Origin of the sequence: Dactylosporangium sp. NPDC005555 (genome assembly GCF_040605635.1) — a bacterium.
Lineage (GTDB): Bacteria > Actinomycetota > Actinomycetes > Mycobacteriales > Micromonosporaceae > Dactylosporangium.
The window spans coordinates 78098-84452 of sequence record NZ_JBEXDG010000031.1; the positions used below are offsets into that span (position 1 = coordinate 78098).

Here is a 6355-nt window from a genome sequence, read left to right on the forward strand (position 1 = left end):
AGTTGGACGCATACCTGATCCCGGCGGTCGACGGCGTGGCCTACGGCCTGCTGCTGTTCGTCGTCGCCGCCGGGCTCACCCTCGCATTCGGCGTCGGTGACGTGCTCAACCTCGCCCACGGCACGCTGTTCGCCTTCGGCGCCTACGCGGCGGCGAAGATCAGCGACGGCTCGTGGTCCTCGCTCGCGCTCGCGGTGCTCGTGGGCACCGCGGCCGCGGCGGGCGGCGGCGCGATCCTGTCGGCGCTGCTCGTGCCGCTCGCCGGGCGCGGTCACCTCGCCCAGGCGCTGCTCACGTTCGGGGTCGCGCTCGTCGTCGGCGACCTGCTCGTCATCGTCTTCAGCCACGACGAGCTGCCCGTCACCGTCCCGAAGAGCCTGGACCGGCCGGTCGACATCGCCGGGCACTCGTATCCCGGGTACCGGCTCGCCTTCATCGGCGTCGCCGCGCTGATCGCGGTCGTGCTGTACCTCGTCGTCGCCCGCACCCGCGTCGGCAGCCTGGTGCGCGCCACCGTCGACGACCGCGACATGGTCGCCACGCTGGGCGTCAACCCGTTCATGGTCCGCACCGGCGTCCTGGCCGCGGGCGGCGCCCTCGCCGGGCTCGCCGGCGCGCTCGGCGCCCCGATCATCGGGCCCGGCCCGCGCACCGCCGACCTGGTCCTGCTGCTGTCGCTCGTCGTCGTCGTGCTCGGCGGCATGGGCTCCATCGGCGGCGCGCTCGTCGCGGCGATCGCGGTCGGCGAGATCCAGACCGTCGGCGTGACCGCGGCACCCACGATCGCCCCGTTCATCCTCTTCGGCGCCATGGCGCTCGTCCTCGCGGCCCGCGCCCGGGGCCTGCTGCCGTCCGGACGGACCGCCTCATGACCGTGCTCAAGCGTCTCGCCCCGTTCGGCTTCCCGGCGCTGATCGTCGCGCTGCTGCCCCTCGCCTGGGTCCTGGACGACTACGCCACCAAGACGCTCACCCGGATCCTCGTCATCGGGCTGCTCGCCGTCAGCGTCGCGCTGCTCACCGGTGTCGCCGGCCTGCCGACGCTCGGGCAGACGGCGCCGTACCTCGTCGGCGCCTACACCGCGGCGACCCTGGTCCGGCACGACGTGTCGATCGGCGTCGTGCAGCTGCTCGCGGCCGCTGCGGCCGGGGCTCTGTTCGCGCTGGTCACCGCGCCCCTCGTGGTCTACGCGCGGGGCGTCGTGGTGCTCATGATCACCCTGGCGCTCGGCGAGCTGACCTCAACCGTCGCCGGGCGGTGGAAGGGCGTCACCAACGGCACCGACGGCATGCTCGCGTTCGCGTCGCCCGCCCCGCTGCCGGGCCTGGTCACGCTGAGCACCGACCGGGCCACGTACCTCTACGTTCTCACCGTCGTCGCGGTGCTCGTCGGGATCGTGCTGCTGGTGCTGCGCTCCCCGGCCGGGGCGATGCTGCGGGCCGCCCGTGACGGCGAGCACCGGATGCGGGCCAGCGGGCACCCCGTCGCCGGCTACCTCACCGTCGCCTACGTCGCCGCCGGTGCCCTCGCCGGCTCGGCGGGCGCGCTGCTGGTCACCGTCGAGCGGTACGTCTCGCCCGGCGACGGCGGCTTCGACGTCTCCGCCCTCGTCCTGCTCGCGGTCGTCATCGGCGGCGCCACGTCGCTCGTCGGCGCGCTGCTCGGCGCGGGTCTCGTCGTCGCGACCCGGGACTGGCTCACCGGCACCGACGACCGTCTGACCGGGCACGCGCCGCTGGTGCTCGGCACCTTGTTCATCCTCTGCGTGTACCTCCTGCCCAGAGGCCTGCTAGGAAAGCGGTCGGCACATGAGTGAGGTGCTCGAGGTCGATGGGCTCGGCCGCCGGTACGGTGACCTCGCCGCGCTGGACGGCGTCGACCTGAGGGTCGCGCCCGGCGACCGGATCGGGCTGATCGGCCCCAACGGCGCCGGCAAGTCCACGCTGCTCAACCTCATCGCCGGGTCGCTGCGCCCGACGGCGGGCCGGATCCGCTTCGACGGCCGCGACGTCACCCGGCTCGCTCCGGCCCGCCGGGCGCGGCTCGGCATCGGCCGCACCCACCAGCATCCGGCCGTCTGGGCGAGCCTGCCCGCCCTGGACAACGTGCTCGTCGCCGCGCGCCGGCCGTGGGGCCGGCTGCGCGCCGGTCGCCGCGCCAAGGCCCGTGAGCACGCCCGGGAGCTGCTCGCCGGCGTCGGGCTGACCGGCGTGGACCAGACCCTCGCGGGCGCGCTGTCGCACGGGCAGCGCCGGCAGCTGGAGCTGGCGATGGCCCTGGCCGGGGAGCCGCGCCTGCTGCTGCTCGACGAGCCCGCCGCGGGCCTCGCCCCGCCGGAGGTCGAGGTCCTAGCGTCGCTGCTGGCGTCGCTGCCGCTCACCGTCGCGATCCTGCTGGTCGAGCACCACCTCGACCTGGTCTACGGCTTCGCCGACCGGATCACCGTGCTGCACTCCGGGCGGCACGTGCACACCGGCACCGTGCCGGAGACCCGCTCCTCGCCCGAGGTGGCGGCGGCCTATGCGGGAGTCGCGCCATGACGCTCACGATCGAGGGCCTGCGTTCGGGGTACGGCGGCGGCACCGTCCTGCACGGCGTCGACCTGGTCGTGCCGCAGGGCGCGGCCCTTGCCGTGCTCGGGATGAACGGCGCCGGCAAGACCACCCTCGTGCACACCATCGCCGCCCTGGTGAAGGCCCGGTCCGGCAGCATCCGGCTGGACGGCACGGAGCTCGCCGGCCGGCCCGCGCACCGGGTCGCCCGGGCCGGCGTCGCGCTGGTGCCGCAGGGCCGCCGCGTCTTCGCCAGCCTCACCGTCGCCGAGCACCTCACGCTGTCCGGGCGCAAGGGGGAGTGGAGCCGGCAGCGGGTCCTGGAGCTCCTGCCGCGGCTCGGCGAGCGGCTCACCCACAAGGGCAACCAGCTGTCCGGCGGCGAGGCGCAGATGCTCGCGATCGCCCGGGCGCTGCTGACCCAGCCGCGGCTGCTGCTGCTCGACGAGCCGTGCGAGGGCCTCGCCGTCGACCTCGCCGCCCGGGTGCGGGCCGTCGTGGCCGAACTGACCCGCACGGGGCTGACCGTGCTACTGGTGGAGCAGCAGCCCGAACACGCGCGCGCCGTCACCGACCAGCTCGTCCAGCTGGAGAACGGCACCCTGACGAGCAGCGCTTCGAGCAGGGTATGAGCGTGGAGCCGCCCGTCGCCTGGTGAGCGACCGTGAACGTCCGTGTGCACCCGCCGCCCGCCGGACCGGCAGGTACGGCAGCGGTCCGACGCCCCGCGCCGTGGCGGCTCCGGTGCGGGTGCTCGTGATCGCCGTGTCCTACCCGGTGACCCCGAGCGGGCGGACGTGCTCCGCGGGCCTGGTCCGGTGGGACGCCGTGGAGGCCGCGGACGAGGTCGTCGGCCGCGCCGGCGAGGCGCTCCACCACGCCGAACACCACGGCAGGAACCGTGTTCACCTGGTGGACGCGACCCCGACGACCAGGGACACCAGGATTCTCGCCTGATCTTCGTTTCGGCGTTGTTGCAAGCTCTTGGCAACAACGCCAGATCGGCAATAAGCTCCAGGGCATGCCTGCGGTAGCCATGCACATCTCCAACGGGATCATCGACAACCAGATCGCGTTGCTGTTCGCCGGTGTCGCCCTCGCCGGTCTGGCCCTGTGCTTCGTCCAGGGCCGCCGTGAGCTCGACGACCGGCTCGTGCCGATGGCCGGCCTGGTCGCGGCGTTCATCTTCGCCGTGCAGATGCTCAACTTCCAGGTCCTGCCCGGGGTCAGCGGCCACCTGCTCGGCGGCACCCTCGCCGCCGTCCTCGTCGGGCCCTACCTCGGCGCGATCTGCGTCACGATCGTCCTCGTCGTGCAGGCACTGATCTTCAGCGACGGCGGCGTCACCGCGCTCGGCCTCAACGTCACCAACATGGCGCTGCTCGGCACCGCCGCCGGCTACCTGCTCGTCGCGACCCTGCTCCGGGTCCTGCCGCGCCGGACCTGGGCGCTGACGGTGACCGCCGTCGTCGCCAGCGTCGTGTCGGTCACCGTCGCCTCGCAGGGTTTCGTCCTGCAGTACTACCTCGGCGGCGCCGTCGACGTCGGCCGCTCCCTCGGCGGGATCGCCGCCGCCATGGCCGGCACGCACGTGCTGATCGGTCTCGGCGAAGGCATCATCACCGCGCTCACCGTCACCTACGTGGCGAAGGTCCGCCCAGACCTCGTCTACGCGGTCCGCAACCTGCAGCGTCCGGTCGTCAGCGAGGCGGTAACGGCATGAAGAAGTCGACCTGGTTCATCCTCAGCGGGCTGATCGCTGCGCTGCTGCTCGCCGGCGTGGTCAGCAACTTCGCCTCCGGCCACCCCGACGGCCTCGACTCGGTCGCCCGCGAGGGCTGCACGTTCGACGGAAACGACGCGATCACCGGCGGCAGCTGCATGGCGCAGGGTGAGACGGACAACCTCTCCAAGGACAGCCCCCTCGCCGGGTACGGGCTGCGCGGCGTCGGCAACGACTTCCTCTCCACCGGCCTGTCCGGCGCGATCGGGGTCGTCGCCACGTTCGCGATCGGCGGCGGCGTCTTCTGGCTGCTGCGCGCGGGCCGCAAGAAGCAGACGGCCTGACGTGGGCGCCGGGCACAGCCACGCGCTCTACGTGCACCGGAGCTCGCCGGTACACCGGCTGGCGCCCGAGGTGAAGATCGCCGCCAGCGTCCTGTTCACCGTCGCCGTCGTCGCGACACCGCGGGAGGCCTTCTGGGCGTTCGGCGCCTACCTCGCCGTCATCCTCGTGGTCGCGCTCACCGCCCGCGTCGGCCTGCGCCGGCTCGCCCTGCGCTCCCTGATCGAGCTGCCGTTCATCCTGTTCGCGTTCGCGCTGCCGTTCCTCGGCCACGGCGAGCGGGTCCACTGGCTCGGCATGAGCCTGTCGGTCGACGGCCTCTACGGCACGTGGAACATCCTCGCCAAGGGCACCCTCGGCGTGCTGTCCTCGCTGCTGCTCGCCGGCACCACCACCCCGCGCGACCTGCTGCTCGGCCTCGACCGGCTGCGCTGCCCGGCGATGATCACCTCGATCGCCACGTTCATGCTTCGGTACCTCGACGTCATGGCCGGCGAGGGCCGCCGCATGCGGGTCGCGCAGCGCTCCCGCGGCTACGACCCCCGCTACCTGTGGCAGATCAAGGGCTTCGCCAGCGGCATCGGCGCCCTGTTCCTGCGCGCGTTCGAGCGCGGCGAGCGCGTGTACCTGGCGATGATCTCCCGCGGCTACGAGGGGCGCATCCCCCTGGCCCTGGCCGGTGGCGGCGCGACCGCCCGGCAGTGGGCGGCCGCCGCCTCGGTGCCCGTCGTAGCCGGTGCGATCGCGACGGTAGCGTTGCTGGCGTGACGCCATCCCTGCGGGTGACCGGCCTGCACTTCGCATATCCCGACGGGCACGTGGCGCTGCGCGGCGTCGACCTCACCGTGCCGCAGGGGGAGCGGGTCGCCCTGCTGGGTCCCAACGGCGCCGGCAAGACCACGTTCGTGCTGCACCTCAACGGCATCCACACCGCCACCGACGGCGGCGTCGAGGTCGGCGGGCTCGCCGTCGACCCCCGCGACCGGGCGGGCCTCAAGGAGGTCCGGCGCCGGGTCGGGATCGTCTTCCAGGACCCGGACGACCAGCTCTTCATGCCGACCGTCGCCGAGGACGTCGCCTTCGGCCCGGCCAACCTCGGCCTGCGCGGCGCCGAGCTGGCCGAACGCGTCGACGAGGCCCTCGACGCCGTCGGGATGTCCTTCGCCCGGGACCGGGCGCCGCACCACCTGTCGTTCGGGCAGCGCCGCCGGGTCGCCGTCGCCACCGTCCTCGCCATGCGGCCGGAGATCCTGGTGCTCGACGAGCCGTCGTCCAACCTGGACCCGGCGTCGCGGCGGGAGCTCGCCGGCATCCTGCTGTCGCTGCCGGTCACGCTGCTGATGGTGACCCACGACCTGCCGTACGCCCTGGAGCTGTGCCCGCGCTCGGTCATCCTCGACGACGGGCGGATCGCCGCCGACGGGCCGACCCGCGACCTGCTCGCCGACGGCGACCTGCTCGAACGGCACCGGTTGGAGCTGCCCTTCGGGTACACCGTGACCGCATGAGCGGCCAGCGGAGCGTCTCGGGCCGTTCATCGTGTGACTGCCTTTGGGTCAGGCCGACGCCTGGAGCGCAGCGGAAGGTGGTGGCATGAGCGGCCAGCGGAGCGTCTCGGGCCGTTCATCGTGTGACTGCCTTCGGGTCAGGCCGACGCCTGGAGCGCAGCGGAAGGTGGTGGCATGAGCGGCCAGCGGAGCGTCTCGGGCCGTTCATCGTGTGACTGCCTTCGGGTCAG

The 6355-nt window shown here is 73.4% G+C and carries 8 protein-coding genes and 1 pseudogene; all 9 read left to right on the forward strand.

All coding sequences use genetic code 11. The features are described from left to right. Nucleotides 1-2: 2 nt before the first annotated feature. The 9 genes and pseudogenes from ABZS58_RS30395 to ABZS58_RS30435 all read left to right on the forward strand — a co-directional run bounded on the left by ABZS58_RS30395 (nucleotide 3) and on the right by ABZS58_RS30435 (nucleotide 6125). Complete coding sequence (locus ABZS58_RS30395; RefSeq protein ID WP_354786649.1) at nucleotides 3-872, forward strand: branched-chain amino acid ABC transporter permease; 870 nt, start codon at nucleotides 3-5, stop codon at nucleotides 870-872. Then, nucleotides 869-1816: a branched-chain amino acid ABC transporter permease gene (locus ABZS58_RS30400; RefSeq protein ID WP_354786650.1), complete on the forward strand. Its 948-nt coding sequence runs from the start codon at nucleotides 869-871 to the stop codon at nucleotides 1814-1816. The genes ABZS58_RS30395 and ABZS58_RS30400 overlap by 4 nt, the downstream gene beginning before the upstream one ends. After that, on the forward strand, nucleotides 1809-2540 hold the full coding sequence (locus tag ABZS58_RS30405) for an ABC transporter ATP-binding protein (RefSeq protein WP_354786651.1): 732 nt from the start codon (nucleotides 1809-1811) through the stop codon (nucleotides 2538-2540). The genes ABZS58_RS30400 and ABZS58_RS30405 overlap by 8 nt, the downstream gene beginning before the upstream one ends. Then, nucleotides 2537-3184 carry an ATP-binding cassette domain-containing protein gene (locus tag ABZS58_RS30410; protein ID WP_354786652.1) on the forward strand — a complete coding sequence of 216 codons (648 nt, stop codon included), beginning with the start codon at nucleotides 2537-2539 and terminating at the stop codon, nucleotides 3182-3184. The genes ABZS58_RS30405 and ABZS58_RS30410 overlap by 4 nt, the downstream gene beginning before the upstream one ends. Nucleotides 3185-3284: 100 nt before the next feature. Beyond that, a complete protein-coding gene (locus ABZS58_RS30415; RefSeq protein WP_354786653.1) occupies nucleotides 3285-3509 on the forward strand; it encodes a hypothetical protein in 225 nt (74 codons plus the stop codon). Between the two features lie 64 nt (nucleotides 3510-3573). Next, nucleotides 3574-4275 carry an energy-coupling factor ABC transporter permease gene (locus ABZS58_RS30420; RefSeq protein ID WP_354786654.1) on the forward strand — a complete coding sequence of 234 codons (702 nt, stop codon included), beginning with the start codon at nucleotides 3574-3576 and terminating at the stop codon, nucleotides 4273-4275. Continuing rightward, a pseudogene (locus ABZS58_RS30425) lies at nucleotides 4272-4592 on the forward strand (PDGLE domain-containing protein); the annotation flags it as partial. The gene ABZS58_RS30420 and the pseudogene ABZS58_RS30425, both read left to right, overlap by 4 nt. 28 nt (nucleotides 4593-4620) lie before the next feature. Then, nucleotides 4621-5385, forward strand: a complete 765-nt coding sequence (gene cbiQ, locus ABZS58_RS30430; RefSeq protein WP_354786655.1) for a cobalt ECF transporter T component CbiQ — start codon at nucleotides 4621-4623, stop codon at nucleotides 5383-5385. Next, nucleotides 5382-6125: an ATP-binding cassette domain-containing protein gene (locus tag ABZS58_RS30435; protein WP_354786656.1), complete on the forward strand. Its 744-nt coding sequence runs from the start codon at nucleotides 5382-5384 to the stop codon at nucleotides 6123-6125. Before cbiQ ends, ABZS58_RS30435 begins: the two co-directional genes overlap by 4 nt. Nucleotides 6126-6355: the final 230 nt, after the last annotated feature.